This window comes from Affinundibacterium nitidum (assembly GCF_014284155.1).
In the GTDB taxonomy this organism is placed as follows: domain Bacteria; phylum Pseudomonadota; class Gammaproteobacteria; order Burkholderiales; family Burkholderiaceae_D; genus Undibacterium; species Undibacterium nitidum.
Genome location: NZ_JACOFZ010000001.1, coordinates 188936 through 204711, shown reverse-complemented (window position 1 = coordinate 204711; position 15776 = coordinate 188936). Strand labels below are relative to the sequence as shown.

Here is a 15776-nt window from a genome sequence, read left to right as displayed (position 1 = left end):
GAGTCGAAATTACCATTACATTTTCCCGCCTTTGTGCTCTCTTTTTGCGCGACGTCGTCTTGAATCCATTGGCGTCGCGATTAGAGGAGCACATACTTCAATTCGATCTCCATTTTGCAAGATCGATTCGAGCGATCGTTTTTTTCCAAAGACACTCACAGCACACCCCTCGGAAAGCAAAGTGCCAACATCCTGTTCCACACTTACGCTGAAATGACTCAACGCTGTGGCGATCGTCGTTGCTTGGTCGAACTCACTTTGCAACAGGCGCACTGAGTCTCCGATTTTGACTGCGAATGTAATTTGAATTTTCATTTTTTGCAGGGACTTAAGGCATTTATCTGTACACTACTTCAGCGCGAGCACAAAAGGCATCGACGAAGCTGTTACTGATTTTTCCGAAGACTGGTCCAATCAAATGTTCAAGTAAACGGCTTGAAAATTCATACTTTAGGTTAAACTCAATTTTGCACGCATTATCTCGCAGCGGTATGAACTTCCAAGTACCATGCAATTGCTTAAAAGGCCCATCAACTAGACGCATTTCCATTGAATCTGGCGGTGAATTATGGTTTTCCGTGGTAAAACTCTGTTTGATACCATGGTAGTTGATAGATAATGTCGCCTTGAGTCGATCATTTGTTCGCTCAGCGACTTGCACACCTCCACACCAAGGTAAAAACTGTGGATAGTCTTCGACCTTTTCTACTAAAGCGAACATTTGTGCCGCGCTGAATGAGACGAGGACATTTTTTTGAACGACTGCCATTATTAGTCTTGATTTGATATGATCACGAACCAAATTTTACCCGAAACAATGGCAGTACCGTAAATCAAAGCCATTTTCGAGAAATAAACGAATACAACAAAAAGATTTTTTCCATGAGCATTGCAGATAATAAGAAGGCCTTTCACGACTATTTCATCGAAGAGCAATTCGAAGCTGGGATCGTTTTACAGGGTTGGGAAGTCAAAGCGATTCGTGCTGGGCGCGTGCAGCTAAAAGAGGCCTATGTGATTGTAAAAGGGGCTGAGATTTATTTGTTTGGCGCACACATTGGTGCCTTACCAACAGCGTCAACACATATTCATCCCGATTCAGTGCGAACGAGAAAACTTCTCTTGCATGCCGAAGAGATCAAGAAATTGATCGGCAAAGTCGAGCGCTCGGGTTACACCATGGTTCCTTTGAATCTGCATTTCCTCAATGGGCGAATCAAGTGCCAAATTGGGTTGGCAAAGGGAAAGAAACAGCACGACAAACGGGAAACAGAAAAAGAACGCGACTGGCAACGTGAACAGCAAAAAATTATGAAGCAACATCGTCGCTAAGCATCGCCCCAGCAACTTTTAAACTTTATTATTGTTGACGCTGAAGATAAATTTCACGGCGCGCCTCTTTGATTTGACGTCGAAGCGCTTGACGCTCCTCAGGAGTCAAGCGATTAAAACGTACATTAGGTTCCCTTTCAAGCTGGCCTTGATTTTGTTGCACTGCACTTGAAAGCGGTGTTTGAGCTTGCACACCAGCCGCTTGAGCTGGAATTGACTCCCCCTCTTTTTGATTCTGCTGCTTTGCTTGTCGCATAGCCTGACGATTGGCACGCATTTCCTGAAACTGTCTTTGTTTCGCCTCAAAGCGGGGATGGACTCCTCCGCCCTTACCTTGTTGAGGGGATGCGCCCGCCCCTTGCGCAATGAACAAAGCGCAAATACTAAAACCGATTCCGAGCGGCAGGTGTTTCAAGGTCTTCAAAATTCTTCTCGATGGTAAAATCAATTTTTAGTGGTTAATCGCACTCTTCCCGCCAGCGGTTTTTCGACTACCTCTATTTTATGCCGTCCCTAGGGTACGACCAAGTTAATTTTTATGTCTTGAGTCTACCGTTTGAAGCTCATCAATGACAGCACTTTTATGTAAGGTCTGTAACAGTTTGTAAAGACCAAGAAAAAATTGTTTTGCGGATATCCCTTTACAAGTAAGATCTCGCTAAAGGCAATTGCGAGCATCTATTTCATCCAATATTCGGGAAGTATCATGAGTGATTCAAAATCCAAAATCTTAGTGGTAGACGACGACGTTCGTTTGAGAGACCTGCTACGCCGCTATTTGACAGAACAAGGCTTTCAAGTTGTCGTTGCCGAAAGCGCAGTAGCAATGAATAAATTGTGGATTAGAGAGCGCTACGACTTGCTCGTGCTCGATCTAATGTTACCTGGAGAAGATGGCTTGGCGATTTGTCGTCGCTTGCGTGGTGCCGGCGATAATACCCCTATCATTATGTTGACCGCCAAAGGGGACGAAGTGGACCGAATCATCGGGCTAGAGATGGGGGCGGATGATTACCTTCCGAAACCTTTTAACCCAAGAGAATTGGTTGCTCGAATTAATGCGGTATTACGCCGAAAAGCGCCAGACGAAGTTCCAGGTGCGCCAACTGAGTCATCTCAACTTTTTGAATTCGGCGAATTCAGTTTAGACCTTTCCACGCGCAGTCTCAAAAGGAAGGGCGAAACAGTGAATCTCACTACCGGTGAGTTCTCTGTCTTAAAAGTGTTCGCTCGCCATGCACGTCAACCACTATCACGAGAAAAGCTAATGGAATTGGCTCGTGGCCGTGAGTATGAAGTGTTCGATCGCAGCCTTGATGTTCAGATCTCGAGATTGCGAAAACTGATTGAAGTTGACCCAACAAATCCGCAATACATTCAAACAGTGTGGGGTCTAGGTTATGTCTTTATTTCCGACGGACAAGGTAAATAGATCTTCATTAAATGCAATACCAATTTAATCCTCTACCTTGGTTTAGAAGCGGCCTTTTTTGGCGGACATTCTTTCTGCTAAGTGTTTTAGTGACTGCTAGCATGGCAACGTGGTTTGTCAGCTTTAAAGTTGTCGAAAGAAAGCCTCGTGCGCAACAGATTTCCGGACAGATAGTGTCCATGGTGACCATTACCCGCGCTGCATTAACTCACTCAGCCGAAGACAAGCGGCGACAACTTCTGATCGATCTTGCCAGCAATGAAGGCATCCGAATTTACCTACTTGAGGATGAAGACGAAATTATCACGCCAGACAATGACCCATTCTTCAACGAACTCAGTCAAAGAATACGTCAGAAACTAGGTGTTGAAACGCGATTTGCGAAAGAGGTTAATGGCGAGGCAGGTTTTTGGCTGAGCTTTAATATTGAAGCGGATCAGTACTGGCTTCGTTTGGAACCTGATCGTATCCAAGACGAAACGGGATTGCAAATTCTTGGCTGGGCCTCAGTGACTTTGGTTTTGACATTAATCGGCGCAATCTTTATTTCCAAGTTGATCAATAATCCTTTATCACGCTTGAGCGCTACGGCGAGAGAGTTAGCAAACGGACGAAAGCCCTCTCCTTTGCCCGAAACTGGAGCCCGTGAGATTAAAGAAACAAATATCAGCTTCAACCAAATGGTGTCAGACTTAGCTCGCATCGAGCAAGACCGTGCACTAATTTTGGCCGGCATTTCACACGATTTACGAACACCGATTACACGTATGCAGTTAGAAGTTGAGATGGCACCATTAGATGATAGTGCGAGATCAGGAATGCAGGCTGATCTAAGTCAGATGGACAGTATCATTAATCAATTTTTAGATTATGCAAAACCATTTGAAGACCATACAATCACTTCCGTCGACCTTGGTCTGATCTGTGAACAAATCGCTACTCAGTATCGACGTCTAGAAAGCTGCGAGATTAATCTCAACATCGACTCTAACTTATGGATTAATGGCATTGAAATTGAAATCAAACGATGTATTAGTAATTTATTAGAGAATGCTAGGCGATATGGCCGTTCAACTACAGATGGCAAACTCAAGCTGGATGTCGAATGTAAGCTAACAGAGTTAGATGGAGTTAAGCGTACCCTATTATTCATTAGAGACTATGGACCTGGCGTCCCTGAGTCAGAACTTAGTCGTATGCTGCAACCTTTTACGCGTCTGGATCTCGCTCGAGGTCAGGCCAATGGCTCGGGACTCGGCCTCGCGATCGTTGAACGAATTGTTAAGCGCCATAGTGGCAAAATTCAGATTCGTAACCATGAGCATGGCGGTCTGCAAATAAGTATTTTCTTACCTATAGGAAAATAAAAAACGCCGGTTATTCGCCGGCGTTTTTATTTCATTCCCTAGCCCCTATCCAGCTTACATTTTTTGATTTGTGCCAGCCGTATTCAATTGGTAGCTCATCTTGAAGGTATCGTCTTGTTGTACGATTGGTGCTTTCGCTTTACTCGCTTTATTTGTCTTCGTCATCGCCAAAGCTGATGGCGCTTCCTGCGCTTGCAAAACACCCCAGCTTGCTGCACCGACCAGACCAATACTGACTAATACGCTAAACAACGCTGGTGAACGCCACTTAGATTTTGTGGTAGAAACAGGCATCATGAAACTTGGCGCTTCCACTGGCGATGCGTCCAGCACCTCTTTCGCTTTAGAACACCATTGTTGATGTTGGGCTTTATCAGACATCAATCGCTGCATTAAGGCAGATGCTAAGGCTTGTGCTTCTTGTTTTTCACGATTAATTTCTTGTTCCAAGACATTTGCGTGTGCATGCTGTTCCGCGACAGTTTGTGACAGTTCTTGTTTCAGGTCCGCCACTTGCTGCAAACGCTCTTGCTCCTGCACCAGTTGTTGTTTGACTTGTTCCGCAGCTTGTCGTTCAGCATCAACTCTTTCTTGCAACAAGCGGGCGGCTTCAGTCTCACGTTCTAAGCGAAGCGTATTTTGAGCACGCAATTCTTGAGCTTGCACAATCTGTTCTGCCAATAAATGCGCCACCTGTTTCTCAATCTCCGTATTTTCTAGTTCGACAGCGCGCAAAGCCATTTGCTCTTCACGGGCTTTTGACTGGGCTTGCAGGCGAAGCTGTTCTTGTTCTGTGCAGGCATTTGCTGCTAACGTAAGGTCAACTTCTGACTCTAACTTAGCTTGTTGTTGTATCGTTGCTTCTTGCTCGGCATGCAAACGAAGTTCGGCTTGCAACCGTGTTTGACGTTCAAGCTCAGCACGTTTTGAGGATTCTTCCAACAACAAACGTTCAGCTTCCAACTTCATTTCAATATCACAAAGCGCAGCTTGGTGCATAGATGCCAGTTGTTGTTCGATCTCCAATTGTTCTTGCAGTCGCTCCGCTTGCTTTGTTTCAAACTCCATACGGGTCATTGTGGCTTGCTGCACTTGAAACAATTCATTCGCGTTTGCTTGGGCGGTCGCTGTCAGTGCATCTTCAATTTGCTTTTGCTGGTCCGCCAAGACGCGTGCTTCGGTTTCGGCTGTCAATCGATTTTGTAAGGCAATACGTGCTTCTTGTTCAGCAACGATTCGACGCTCGTATTCTTCCAAATAAGCCTGTTCAGTCGCTTTACGCTTTTCTATTTCGTCGATTAAAACTTGTTCCGCTGCCAGCTTTTGCTGTACCAGTTTTAATTCTTCAGACTCTTGTTTCGCACGTTGTTGTTCAAATTGATTCAATTCCTGCGCTTCAGATAACCGTGCTTCTATAGTCATTAATGCTGTGCGTTGAGCCTCCGCGTGCTCACGTGAAACAACAAACAAAGCATTTTCAGCCCCAAATTTCTCTTCAATAATTTGTTTTGCTAAGCGCTCTTGTTCAGCACGTTGGCGCTCAGTCTCCGCCAACATCGCTTCATAACGTAATCGTTCACTCAAAGCTGCCATTGCGCGTTGTTCTTCAGCGAGCTTCTGATCGATCTCATGTGTGAGCGCAGTTTCTACTTGATTCTTTTCTTCGGCCAAAGTAATCGTTTTCTGCAGTGATTCATTTTTTGCTTCGAGTGCTGCCGTTGCTTGCAAACGGGCGATTTTTTCCTTCTCCGCTAAGGCGAGATAGGCTTGCTCTTCCGCATTGAGTTTTTCGAGTTCAAGTCGAGTCGCTTGCTCTAATTCTTGTTTTTGAATCGCAAGCGCACGCTTTTCCTCTTCGGTTTTCTGGAGCCTAGCAGCTTCAGCTAGCGCGTTCTGCTCCGCTGCTTGTGAGCATTTCAGAGAATCTAAAGTATGCTGTTCTTGTTCGATACGTTCCTGATGAAGCTTATGAAGATTTAGTTCTTCATCGAGCCTTTCTTGCATCAAACGATTAAACAGCATTTGAGCGTCGAGATTGGCCTTGATAGTTGCATGAAGTTCAGATTCCTTGACTAAAGCGGCCTCTGCCTCCGCCTTTGCTAGGATCGCTTGTTCAACATTAATTTCAGCCAATTTTAAGGCCGCAGTTTCCACTTCGTTTTGCGATTTAAGTAAAGTGACAGCTTCTGTTTCGAGTCGAATCTTCTCATTTGTCGTTTGCAATACTATTGCGTCTGCATTTAGACGTTCCTGTGCTACGACTTCGAGTTCTTGTATGCGTGCGCGTTTTTGCACCAAGATCTGACGTGCTTGATCTTGTAGCTCAGCATAGGCATGCACTTTTGCATGAAGCTCTTGCTCCGCATCCAGTTTTTCTTGCGCTAAACGTTTACCCTCTTCTTCAGCATGCAATCTCTCTGTGGCCAGGCGCGCATTTTCAACTTCCAGTAAACGTTTTTCCTCAGCCTCTTTGCTTGCGCGTACCTCTTGCTGCAAGCGATCTGCTTGGAGACGCGCTTCTTCTTCAGTAGAATGCACTTTCTTCTTTTCTAGCTCAGTGATTTCTTCGAGCGTAGCCAAAGCCGTTTGTTGAGCATATAATTTTGTTTTTTCCAAGTTTGCCAATTCACATGCACGTTGGGCACGGAGTTCTGCAGCCTCTTTGATTTGTTGCTCAAGTTGGATTTTTTCTTGATTCTGAGCGATTAGTTTTTCCTCAGCTGTGACTTTTTCAGCAATCGCTTTCTGCATTTGTTGCTCGGATGCGAGGCGCTCTTGATTCAAGCGGATCAGCTCTTGTTCAGCGTCTGATTTTGCTTTTGTTTCAGCAATGAGTTGTTGTTCTAATGTTTTCTTTTGCTCGATCAGCGCGATTTTTTTTCGCTCTTCTTCCTCGCGTTGTTTGATAAGACGTGTTAGCTCAATCGCTTCTGCAGCTTTTGTCTTTGCAAGACTAGCCGTTTGCTTTTGCAGCTCAGCATGTTCGGTCATCTTTTGTAGGCGTGTCTGCTCAGCAGAGAGTAATTCTTGACGCGCAAGTTTTGCTTCTTTTTCCTTTTCTTGACGAGCAAATAGCATCTGTGCGTGTTCACGATCGGCCTTTGCACGCTCAAGGACTTGCTCCGCCGCTTCACGTTCTGCCTCCAATTTTTCTTGTGCGGCAAGAGCAGCGTCGCGTTCAGCCTCAAGGCGTAATTGTTCCGCTTTGCGCATTTCGACCACTTGCTTCGCTTTCAATAAGGCAAGTGATGCTGCTTTGCATTGCAATTCCGACTGCAGTTGAGCCTGCTCGATCGCCTGGCGTTCTGCTTCGCTGCTTGCTTCAAGTGCTCGTTGCTGCTGGCGTTCTAAGGCCTCTTTTTTTGTCGCTAATGCGATGGCTTCCTCTTCTGCTTTGAGACGCGCAGCAGCAGCACATTCAGCCTCCTTCTCCGCAGAGAGTTTCTCCTGAGTTGCCTGTAAGAGCTTTTCGGCGGACTCTGCACGCCGTTTTTCTACCGCCAGTTTTTCTTGAATCAGTTGTAGGGCTTCGCCTTCGCTTTCTACACGAGCTTGTTGTAGTTCGAGTAGAGCTTTGCTGTCTTCATTCTTTTGAATCGCCATCATCGCCAATTGTTGACCCAACTTGACGTTCTCGACAGTGTTTTCGAGCGCAATTTTCTCAGCAACGCACTTGGTTTCTTGGGCAATGCGGATCGCTTGTTGAGCTTGGTGTTGCATCTCCAACACTTCAGCTTGCGTCTCTTCCGTCTTTGCCAAGATCTCTTTTTCTGCGATGACTTTTTTCTCGGCTTGGACTTTTGCTTCGATCGCTTTTGCGGCTCTTTGTTCTGCCTCTGCGCGCAATTTCTCCGCTCTGGCTAATTCGATGACGCTTTGCGCTTTAGAGTTTGCAGCTTCATTGGCGCGCTTAAGGTACTCGGCTTGCAAGCTCATCGCTGTCAACGCTTTACGCTCGGCATCCGCTTTATCTTTGGCCAACTGCACCGCCTCGCGTTCTAAAGCTGACTTCTCCTCTGCATACTTTTTGGCCCGTTCTTCCTCCTCACGACGTTGTTTTGCCATCTCCGCCGCTTCAATTTCAGCATGACGACGGCGCTTCGCTTCTTCGTTCGCTTTTTCCTCAGCTTCAATTCGGGTACGAGCATGAGCATCAGCGTATTGTTCGGTCTCAACGCGCATCAGAGCCTTCGATTGCAGCTCTTTCTCTGCTTGAATTCTTGACTCGGTAGCCAATCGAATTTGTTCTTCTGCCTCACTACGTGCTTGTGCCGCCGCAGCTGCTATTTTCTCCGCTTGTTCTCGTCGTGTTGCAGCTGCCATCAATTCTTCTTCTGCTTGCAAACGTAGTTGAATCGCATCGGCAGCACGCTTTTCAGAATCAGCTCTTGCTTGCGCAATGGCTTGATACTCCTGCTCTAGCATCGCTCTACCGCGCGCCTCTTCACGGGCACGAACTTCTAAAGGAGTTCGATTCAATGACACTTCAAGTGCCATTGCCTCTGCTTGATCTCGCTCACGGTTAATTTGTTGAGCCTCAGAGCGAACAGTGATCAAGCGTTCCATGTTTAGTCTTGCTTCACGCTCTTGACGTTCACGCTCCCTCGCCAGTTCCGCCATCTTGGCGTCAACACGAGCACGTTCTTTTGCTTCCTGTTGTGCTGCATAGTTAGCAGCTGAACGTTCCGCTGCCCATTGCTTTGCGTTTTCGGCTTCTGCAGCAAGCTTTTCGGCTTCAAGTTTTGCCTTGAAGTTAATTTGAGTATCCAGTTTGATCTGTTCCAATGCTTTGAGCTTAGCCTCGGCTTCATTCTTTGCTCTGAGCTCTGCCTGCACACGTGCTTCTTCATCAATCAAACTACGCTCTTGAAACTCTTGCGTCTCACGAGTCATCGCCGCAATTCTTTCTTGGCTGCCGACTTTGGCTCTTAATTCCGCTTCCAGGCGAGCTCGACTCGATTCAATTTCCTTTTCTTCGGTTGCCATCTTACTTTCAGCGATCTCCGTTGCCGCAGCATCTGTCTGAGCACGTTCTTCTGCAAGAATCTTTGCCTTGAGTTCCGCCTGCAGACGATTTTCTGCCGCGACGGTTGCCTTCGCTTCTGCTTCAACTCTGGCGATCGCCGCACGAATGCCTTTCACATCTATACGTGAACTGGTAGAAAGATCATCTACGGTGTTGAGTGAGTCACTTACCGCATCATGTTCGTCAACACCTAAGCTGCCAATGGACAGGCGGTTGAGCATCATTTGATTGTCATTCATCATGCACCTCGTAGTATCGGAATCCAGAGTTTTCGAATCGCTACTTTTTCGCAATTTCGTTGGCCTTGGGGGATTTGTCTAAGGTGGATTATGTTTGAATTCAAAATCAACGATGCTTCGAGAAACAAGGTAAAAGAGCCGCAATTCCCAATTTTGAAGCTAACACATGAACTTATTGCCAGATTGTCTAAGTGAATGGATCGCAAAAATTGTTTTTTAAGTAAAATGGGTGCTCATTAACATTCAAATACGCTAGAACATGCCAAGCAACTTAAATCTCGCCCCCCGATCGAAGCTACCCGAAATTAAAACGACCATTTTCCAGACAATGTCGACGATTGCGAACGAGGTAAAAGCGATCAATCTTGGGCAAGGGTTTCCAGATTTTGCTTGTGATGAAACACTGATAGCAGCAGTCCATCAAGCCATGCGCGATGGGCATAATCAATACCCACCGATGACCGGCACGTTGGCGTTACGCAGGGAAATTGCCAATAAGGTATTAAATCTGTACGGCGTACAATACGACGTTAATGAAGAGGTAACCGTTACCGCCGGGGCTACCCAAGCCCTGCTCACAGTGATTTTGGCTACTGTCAATATGGGTGATGAAGTCATCGTCATTGAGCCCGCCTACGACAGCTATATACCAAGCATTCAACTCGCTGGTGGTATTCCTGTTTTGGTGTCGATGAACTACCAAGACGGACGTTTTGCGATTGACTGGCAAAAATTAAAAGATAGCATTTCTAATAAGACCAGGCTTATTCTGATCAATTCCCCGAATAACCCAACAGGGGTTTGTTTGCACGAGCAGGATCTGAGCACGCTTGCTGAGCTGGTGCGCGACACCAACATTATCGTGCTATCCGACGAAGTTTATGAACATATGGTGTTTGATGGTCAACGTCACCTCTCAGTGGCAGGCCATCCAGAATTAGCCCAACGCAGTTTCATCGTATCGAGCTTTGGCAAAACCTATCATGTAACTGGTTGGAAGGTTGGATACGTCCTCGCCCCAGCCGAACTCACACGCGAGTTCCGAAAGGTACATCAATTCAATGTATTTACTGTCAACACACCAATGCAAATTGGGATCGCCGAATTCATGCGAGTTTCTGACCATCATCAACATTTGTCGAACTTCTATCAACAAAAACGTGACTATTTCCGCGCTGGCTTAAGCCAAACACCGTTTAAGCTACTAGATGTCGAAGGCAGCTATTTTCAATGTGTTGATTTCTCGGAAGTGTCTGAGTTGAATGAGCTAGATTTTGCGACATGGCTGACGCGAGAAATTGGGGTTGCAGCAATACCGTTTTCCGCCTTTTACAAGCACCAGCAGGAAAACAAGTTGGTACGTTTCTGCTTTGCGAAGCAAGTTTCAACACTAGATGCCGCGTTGGAACGACTAGCCAAACTCAGAGTTTAGGTAGAGCCATTTTGATCAAATTTCACCTCAGTCTTGTGCGACCGGTGTAGCAATTTCACGAGGGATCTTTAATCCACGTTGCTGGCGTAAATAAGCCTTCGCCTCAAATGTTACACGTCGAACAAGGTCTTGTAGCTTGCGGCGAAAATGGCGTACGTCATCGATGCACGCATTCACTAAAAAACGATCGTAGCAGACACTTTCTGACTCGACACTCACGCTTTGTATGTTTGTCTGCAATTTCTCGCCGTCAGCAATAGCTAACTCGGCTTTGGTAACAGAGTCAATACTACGGGCTGGATAGGATTGATGAAATGCGAGTACTTCTGATTCCAATTTTACAGAACGTTCTGCGAGGCCATCCGTAGCGTCGGCATTCGCGACACTTGAGAATGCTAAGGCTAACAAGATCGGGATTAACACCCGTAAAAAACAAAACACTTTAGTCATATTAGTCTTTGCTATGATCGAGCAAACTGACGATTTCTCTTTGATCTGCACGCATGTAATCTTCCGACTGCATTTCAATAATCCTCGAAACTGTACGGTGAAATTCGTTGGACAAAGTCCCTTGTGTATAAAGCTCTTCAGGGATCACTTCAGCAGACATAATGAGTTTGACCTTATTGTCGTAGAATACGTCGATCAGCCATGTGAATCGACGCGCCTCGGACGACATCCCGGCAGACATACGTGGGATCGAAGACAGAATCACGGTGTGGAAGCGGCTTGCGATTTCCAAATAGTCATTTTGTGAACGCGGCCCACCACACAAAGTATGAAAATCAAACCAAATCGTGGTACCTGCGCGACGAAGCGCTTTTAAGCGACGCCCTTCGATATCCACATGTGGGTCTTCATCTTTTGTTTCCGCAATTTTTTGAAACGCCTTACGCAGCGCTTCGTCCGTCGTCGCCCCCAATGGGGTTAGATAGGCTTCGACCTGCTCCAATGCACGCTTACGGTAGTCGTTGCCAGAGTCAACATTCAGGACGTCCAGTTTTTCTTTAATCAGTGCGATAGTTGGCAACATCCGATCGCGATGCAAACCATCTGGATAGAGCGTATCCGGCTCATAGTTAGATGTCATGATAAAAGAAACACCGTTGTCGAACAGTGCCTTCATCAAGTTATACAATAGCATCGCATCCGCGACATCGGATACATGAAATTCGTCAAAGCAAATCAAGCGATACTTCTTCGCGATGCGCGCCGCGACCTCATTGAGAGGATCTGAGACACCTTTCAACTCATCTAATTCACGATGAACTGCTCGCATGAACTCATGAAAGTGGAGACGTGTTTTGCGAACAACAGGAACGACGGAATAGAAACTATCCATCAGAAACGATTTGCCACGACCTACCCCACCCCACATATACACGCCACGTGGCACTTCAGGGCGACTAATCAATCGCACCAGTCGATTTGAACGTTTCGATTTGAATTCGACCCAATCTTCATAAGCTTGCTGCAAACGATCGACGGCGCGCTTTTGAGCCGCATCAACTTGGAACCCACGTTGATTGATCGCTTCTTGATAGAACTCTTGGACGTTCATGGAATCGAGATAGGAGGAATATGAATGGTTTCATCGACACTGAAACCGAAATTACTTTATGGCGGGTGAGCACTTCAAGTACTCACCCTATTTCTAAGCAGATTACCTTTCGTCAATTCATTTTGGTTAGCTCTTCACTACAGCATTAGTGGCAGCCAAATGTGATTTAAGCTAAACCAAATTGAATCAGCAATTCGCTTGAATTAGAAATTCAAGGAGCGCTTATCAACCGCTAATGCAGCTTCTTTTGTCGCCTCAGACAAAGATGGATGAGCGTGGCAGATACGTGCAATGTCTTCAGAGGAAGCACGGAACTCCATCGCCACTACGGCTTCTGAAATCAATTCAGACGCCATCGGGCCGACAATGTGCACACCCAAGATTTCATCCGTTGTAGCATCAGCCAAGAATTTCACCATACCAGAGGTATCACCCAAAGCACGTGCGCGACCATTTGCCATGAATGGGAAAGTACCTGCTTTATACGCAACACCATCCGCTTTCAATTGCTGCTCCGTACGACCAACCCAAGCAATCTCAGGTGAGGTGTAGATAACCCATGGGATTGTGCCAAAGTTCACGTGGCCATGCTGACCTGCGATACGCTCTGCTACCGCAACGCCCTCTTCTTCTGCTTTGTGTGCCAACATTGGACCACGGACTACGTCACCCACCGCCCATACGTTTGGCAAGTTAGTTTTGCAATCACCATCGACTGCGATGAAACCGCGTTCATCCAACTGCAGGCCAACTGCATCCGCACTCAGACCATTGGTGTTTGGTGTACGACCAATTGAGATAATCAACTTATCAAATACTGCTTTGTGCTCAGCACCAGCGTTATCTGTGTAATTCACAGTCACGTCTTTCTTGCCTTTCACGATCTCGCCGATCTTCACGCCGAGGTTGATATTCAAACCTTGTTTCGTAAATAGCTTGTGCGCTTCTTTCGCGATCTGCTCATCCACAGCGCCTAAAAACGTTGGCAGAGCTTCCAATACAGTCACCTCAGAGCCACAACGACGCCACACACTACCCATCTCGAGGCCAATCACACCAGCACCGATCACACCGAGCTTTTTCGGTACTTCACCGATCTTCAAGGCACCGTCGTTCGACAAAATCAATTCTTCATCAAATGCTGCGCCAGGCAAGCCGCGTGCATTAGAGCCTGTGGCGACAACGATATGTTTACCAGTGATCGTTTCTTCTGCCTTACCCGCCACTTTAATTTCATAACCAGCATCCACTGCTTTCACAAAAGAACCGTGACCGTGGAAAAAAGTGACTTTATTTTTTTTGAACAAATACAAAATGCCATCATTGTTCTGTTTCACGATCGTATTCTTACGCGCCAGCATCTTGCTGACGTCTAATGCCAAACCACTCACATTGATACCGTGGTCTGCAAATGCGTGACCCGCGTGTTCGTAATGCTCTGATGACTGCAGCAATGCCTTTGAAGGAATACAACCAACATTGGTACATGTACCACCAGGTGCTGGTCCACCTTTTTCATTGGTCCATGCATCTATACATGCAGTAGAAAAACCTAATTGTGCTGCACGAATTGCAGCTATGTAACCGCCTGGGCCACCACCAATTACAACGACGTCAAATTGTTTGCTCATAATTATCCTGCTTCTTTATCTTACTGAATTCAATACGAAAAAGGCTCAAACATGGTGTTCAAGCCTCCTCTTACTAGTCCTGACTTATTCTTCTTCGGGTATAAATACCCAAGCTAGAAGGTACGCGACGAAACCAAAACCGAAGGCGCTTACAAATAAAACAAACATCAAACGCCAGATCCACGCTTCCAAACCAGAAAATTTACCTAAACCCGCACACACACCACCGATCCACTGGTTATGTTTAGAGCGACGTAAGTGATTCAAATTGGCAAATGGATTGTCATTTGTAGCCGTGCCTCCCGAACCAAATCCACTGGATGAGGTCGAGGCAGATGCGAGAACTTTTTCTTTGGCCGCTGCAAACTCTTCATCAGTCAGAGCACCTGACCGATGAAGTTCATGCAAACGTGCGATTTCGTCCGCGATATTCATCGTTGGTCGATTACAGATCCAACAACAAACGTGCTGGGTCTTCCAGCGCTTCTTTCATCGCCACCAAGCCCAATACCGCTTCGCGACCGTCGATGATGCGGTGATCGTAAGACATCGCCAAGTAGTTCATTGGACGAATTACGATTTGGCCGTTTTCAACAACAGCGCGGTCTTTTGTAGCATGCACGCCCAAAATCGCAGATTGTGGGGGGTTGATAATTGGCGTCGACAACATTGAACCGAAAGTACCACCATTGGAAATGGAGAATGTACCGCCAGTCAAATCGTCCAAAGTCAATTTACCATCTTTTGCTTTAGCGCCGAATTCGCCAATTTTCTTTTCAATTTCAGCGATTGTCATTTGATCTGCATTACGCAAGATTGGCACCACCAAACCACGTGGAGAACCGACCGCGATACCGATGTCGAAATAGCCGTGATAAACGATATCGTTACCATCAACCGAGGCGTTCAAGATTGGGTATTTCTTCAATGCAGCAACTGCAGCTTTGACGAAGAAAGACATGAAGCCCAATTTCACGCCGTGCTCTTTTTCAAACTTGTCTTTGTACTTATTACGCAAGTCCATTACTGGCGCCATATTGACTTCGTTAAACGTCGTCAAAATCGCATTCGTGGATTGAGACTGCACCAATCGTTCAGCAATACGTGCACGCAAACGGCTCATTGGTACGCGTTCTTCTGGGCGATCGCCCAAGTTCGTTGCCACTGGCGCAGCAACTTGTTGCAAGGCAGGTTTAGTCGCTACCGGTGCCGCTAAAGGTGCAACTGCTGGAGCGGCTTTGTTTGCTACAGCCGCTAGTGCATCACCTTTAGTCACACGGCCGTCTTTGCCTGTGCCATCAACGGCACCAGCGGACAAGCCATTTTCTGCCAAAATCTTCGCTGCCGCTGGCATTGCTACGCCCGATGCTGAATTGCTTGCTGGCGCTGCAGCCGCTGCTGGAGCGGATGCTACCGCAGCAGGTGCTGCAGCAGCTGGAGCCGAAGCGCCTGCACTCGCTTCTGTATCGAGCATAGCGATAACTTCGCCTGCAACCACTGTACTACCATCACCTTTGATAATTTGGGTAATAACACCTGCTGATGGCGCTGGCAATTCCAATACTACTTTGTCAGTTTCAACGTCAACCAGGTTCTCGTCGCGAGCCACTGCTTGGCCTACTTTTTTATGCCACGTCAACAAAGTCGCTTCAGCGACAGATTCAGATAATTGCGGTACTTTTACTTCGATAATTGCCATGTTATTTCTCCGTTTCGGATAGCTTGAGAGCGCAGCAGTTTCTGCTGCGCCGCCGAG

13 protein-coding genes are annotated in these 15776 nt (G+C 46.5%); 4 read left to right on the top strand and 9 right to left on the bottom strand.

What is annotated here, in order from left to right; all coding sequences use genetic code 11:
• Positions 1-15: 15 nt before the first annotated feature.
• Together H8K36_RS19690 and H8K36_RS00920 are read right to left on the bottom strand one after the other, a co-directional pair.
• The gene (locus H8K36_RS19690; protein ID WP_186915517.1) at positions 16-315 is read right to left on the bottom strand and encodes an RnfH family protein; all 300 of its coding nucleotides are present in this window, start codon (positions 313-315) and stop codon (positions 16-18) included.
• A gap of 22 nt (positions 316-337) precedes the next feature.
• A complete protein-coding gene (locus H8K36_RS00920; RefSeq protein ID WP_186915518.1) occupies positions 338-769 on the bottom strand; it encodes a type II toxin-antitoxin system RatA family toxin in 432 nt (143 codons plus the stop codon).
• Between the two features lie 104 nt (positions 770-873).
• On the opposite strand from H8K36_RS00920, the gene smpB reads away from it, so the two are divergent.
• On the top strand, positions 874-1332 hold the full coding sequence (gene smpB / locus H8K36_RS00915; RefSeq protein WP_329604209.1) for an SsrA-binding protein SmpB: 459 nt from the start codon (positions 874-876) through the stop codon (positions 1330-1332).
• A gap of 28 nt (positions 1333-1360) precedes the next feature.
• Here smpB and H8K36_RS00910 read toward each other — a convergent pair whose 3' ends face one another.
• A complete protein-coding gene (locus H8K36_RS00910) occupies positions 1361-1756 on the bottom strand; it encodes a hypothetical protein (protein ID WP_186915520.1) in 396 nt (131 codons plus the stop codon).
• 282 nt (positions 1757-2038) lie between these two features.
• Here H8K36_RS00910 and ompR point away from each other — a divergent pair, with 282 nt between their 5' ends.
• Both ompR and H8K36_RS00900 read left to right on the top strand, forming a co-directional pair.
• The gene (gene ompR, locus H8K36_RS00905) at positions 2039-2764 is read left to right on the top strand and encodes an osmolarity response regulator transcription factor OmpR (RefSeq protein ID WP_186915521.1); all 726 of its coding nucleotides are present in this window, start codon (positions 2039-2041) and stop codon (positions 2762-2764) included.
• An 11-nt stretch (positions 2765-2775) separates the two neighbouring features.
• Positions 2776-4131 carry an ATP-binding protein gene (locus H8K36_RS00900; protein WP_186915522.1) on the top strand — a complete coding sequence of 452 codons (1356 nt, stop codon included), beginning with the start codon at positions 2776-2778 and terminating at the stop codon, positions 4129-4131.
• Positions 4132-4185: 54 nt separating this feature from the next.
• Here the strand turns inward: H8K36_RS00900 and H8K36_RS00895 are convergent, their stop codons facing one another.
• Complete coding sequence (locus H8K36_RS00895; protein ID WP_186915523.1) at positions 4186-9399, bottom strand: hypothetical protein; 5214 nt, start codon at positions 9397-9399, stop codon at positions 4186-4188.
• Positions 9400-9655: 256 nt separating this feature from the next.
• Here H8K36_RS00895 and H8K36_RS00890 point away from each other — a divergent pair, with 256 nt between their 5' ends.
• The gene (locus H8K36_RS00890) at positions 9656-10828 is read left to right on the top strand and encodes a methionine aminotransferase (protein WP_186915524.1); all 1173 of its coding nucleotides are present in this window, start codon (positions 9656-9658) and stop codon (positions 10826-10828) included.
• 27 nt (positions 10829-10855) lie between these two features.
• Here the strand turns inward: H8K36_RS00890 and H8K36_RS00885 are convergent, their stop codons facing one another.
• The 5 genes from H8K36_RS00885 to odhB all read right to left on the bottom strand — a co-directional run bounded on the left by H8K36_RS00885 (position 10856) and on the right by odhB (position 15719).
• Positions 10856-11278, bottom strand: coding sequence for a hypothetical protein (locus H8K36_RS00885; RefSeq protein ID WP_186915525.1), 423 nt, complete (start codon positions 11276-11278; stop codon positions 10856-10858).
• A 1-nt stretch (position 11279) separates the two neighbouring features.
• Positions 11280-12389: a cell division protein ZapE gene (gene zapE, locus H8K36_RS00880; protein WP_186915526.1), complete on the bottom strand. Its 1110-nt coding sequence runs from the start codon at positions 12387-12389 to the stop codon at positions 11280-11282.
• A gap of 203 nt (positions 12390-12592) precedes the next feature.
• The gene (gene lpdA / locus H8K36_RS00875; protein ID WP_186915527.1) at positions 12593-14020 is read right to left on the bottom strand and encodes a dihydrolipoyl dehydrogenase; all 1428 of its coding nucleotides are present in this window, start codon (positions 14018-14020) and stop codon (positions 12593-12595) included.
• 84 nt (positions 14021-14104) lie between these two features.
• Positions 14105-14455: a PspC domain-containing protein gene (locus H8K36_RS00870; protein WP_186915528.1), complete on the bottom strand. Its 351-nt coding sequence runs from the start codon at positions 14453-14455 to the stop codon at positions 14105-14107.
• A 10-nt stretch (positions 14456-14465) separates the two neighbouring features.
• Positions 14466-15719 (bottom strand): 2-oxoglutarate dehydrogenase complex dihydrolipoyllysine-residue succinyltransferase, encoded by a 1254-nt coding sequence (gene odhB / locus H8K36_RS00865; protein ID WP_186915529.1) that lies wholly within the window; start codon positions 15717-15719, stop codon positions 14466-14468.
• Positions 15720-15776 lie beyond the last annotated feature (57 nt).

Excerpts from the sequence above, each read along its gene's own strand:
- H8K36_RS00885 (WP_186915525.1), bottom strand. The coding sequence starts at position 11,278 with ATGACTAAAGTGTTTTGTTTTTTACGGGTGTTAATCCCGATCTTGTTA.
- H8K36_RS19690 (WP_186915517.1), bottom strand. The coding sequence starts at position 315 with ATGAAAATTCAAATTACATTCGCAGTCAAAATCGGAGACTCAGTGCGC.
- zapE (WP_186915526.1), bottom strand. The coding sequence starts at position 12,389 with ATGAACGTCCAAGAGTTCTATCAAGAAGCGATCAATCAACGTGGGTTC.
- ompR (WP_186915521.1), top strand. The coding sequence starts at position 2,039 with ATGAGTGATTCAAAATCCAAAATCTTAGTGGTAGACGACGACGTTCGT.
- H8K36_RS00920 (WP_186915518.1), bottom strand. The coding sequence starts at position 769 with ATGGCAGTCGTTCAAAAAAATGTCCTCGTCTCATTCAGCGCGGCACAA.
- H8K36_RS00895 (WP_186915523.1), bottom strand. The coding sequence starts at position 9,399 with ATGATGAATGACAATCAAATGATGCTCAACCGCCTGTCCATTGGCAGC.
- lpdA (WP_186915527.1), bottom strand. The coding sequence starts at position 14,020 with ATGAGCAAACAATTTGACGTCGTTGTAATTGGTGGTGGCCCAGGCGGT.
- H8K36_RS00870 (WP_186915528.1), bottom strand. The coding sequence starts at position 14,455 with ATGAATATCGCGGACGAAATCGCACGTTTGCATGAACTTCATCGGTCA.
- H8K36_RS00890 (WP_186915524.1), top strand. The coding sequence starts at position 9,656 with ATGCCAAGCAACTTAAATCTCGCCCCCCGATCGAAGCTACCCGAAATT.
- H8K36_RS00900 (WP_186915522.1), top strand. The coding sequence starts at position 2,776 with ATGCAATACCAATTTAATCCTCTACCTTGGTTTAGAAGCGGCCTTTTT.
- odhB (WP_186915529.1), bottom strand. The coding sequence starts at position 15,719 with ATGGCAATTATCGAAGTAAAAGTACCGCAATTATCTGAATCTGTCGCT.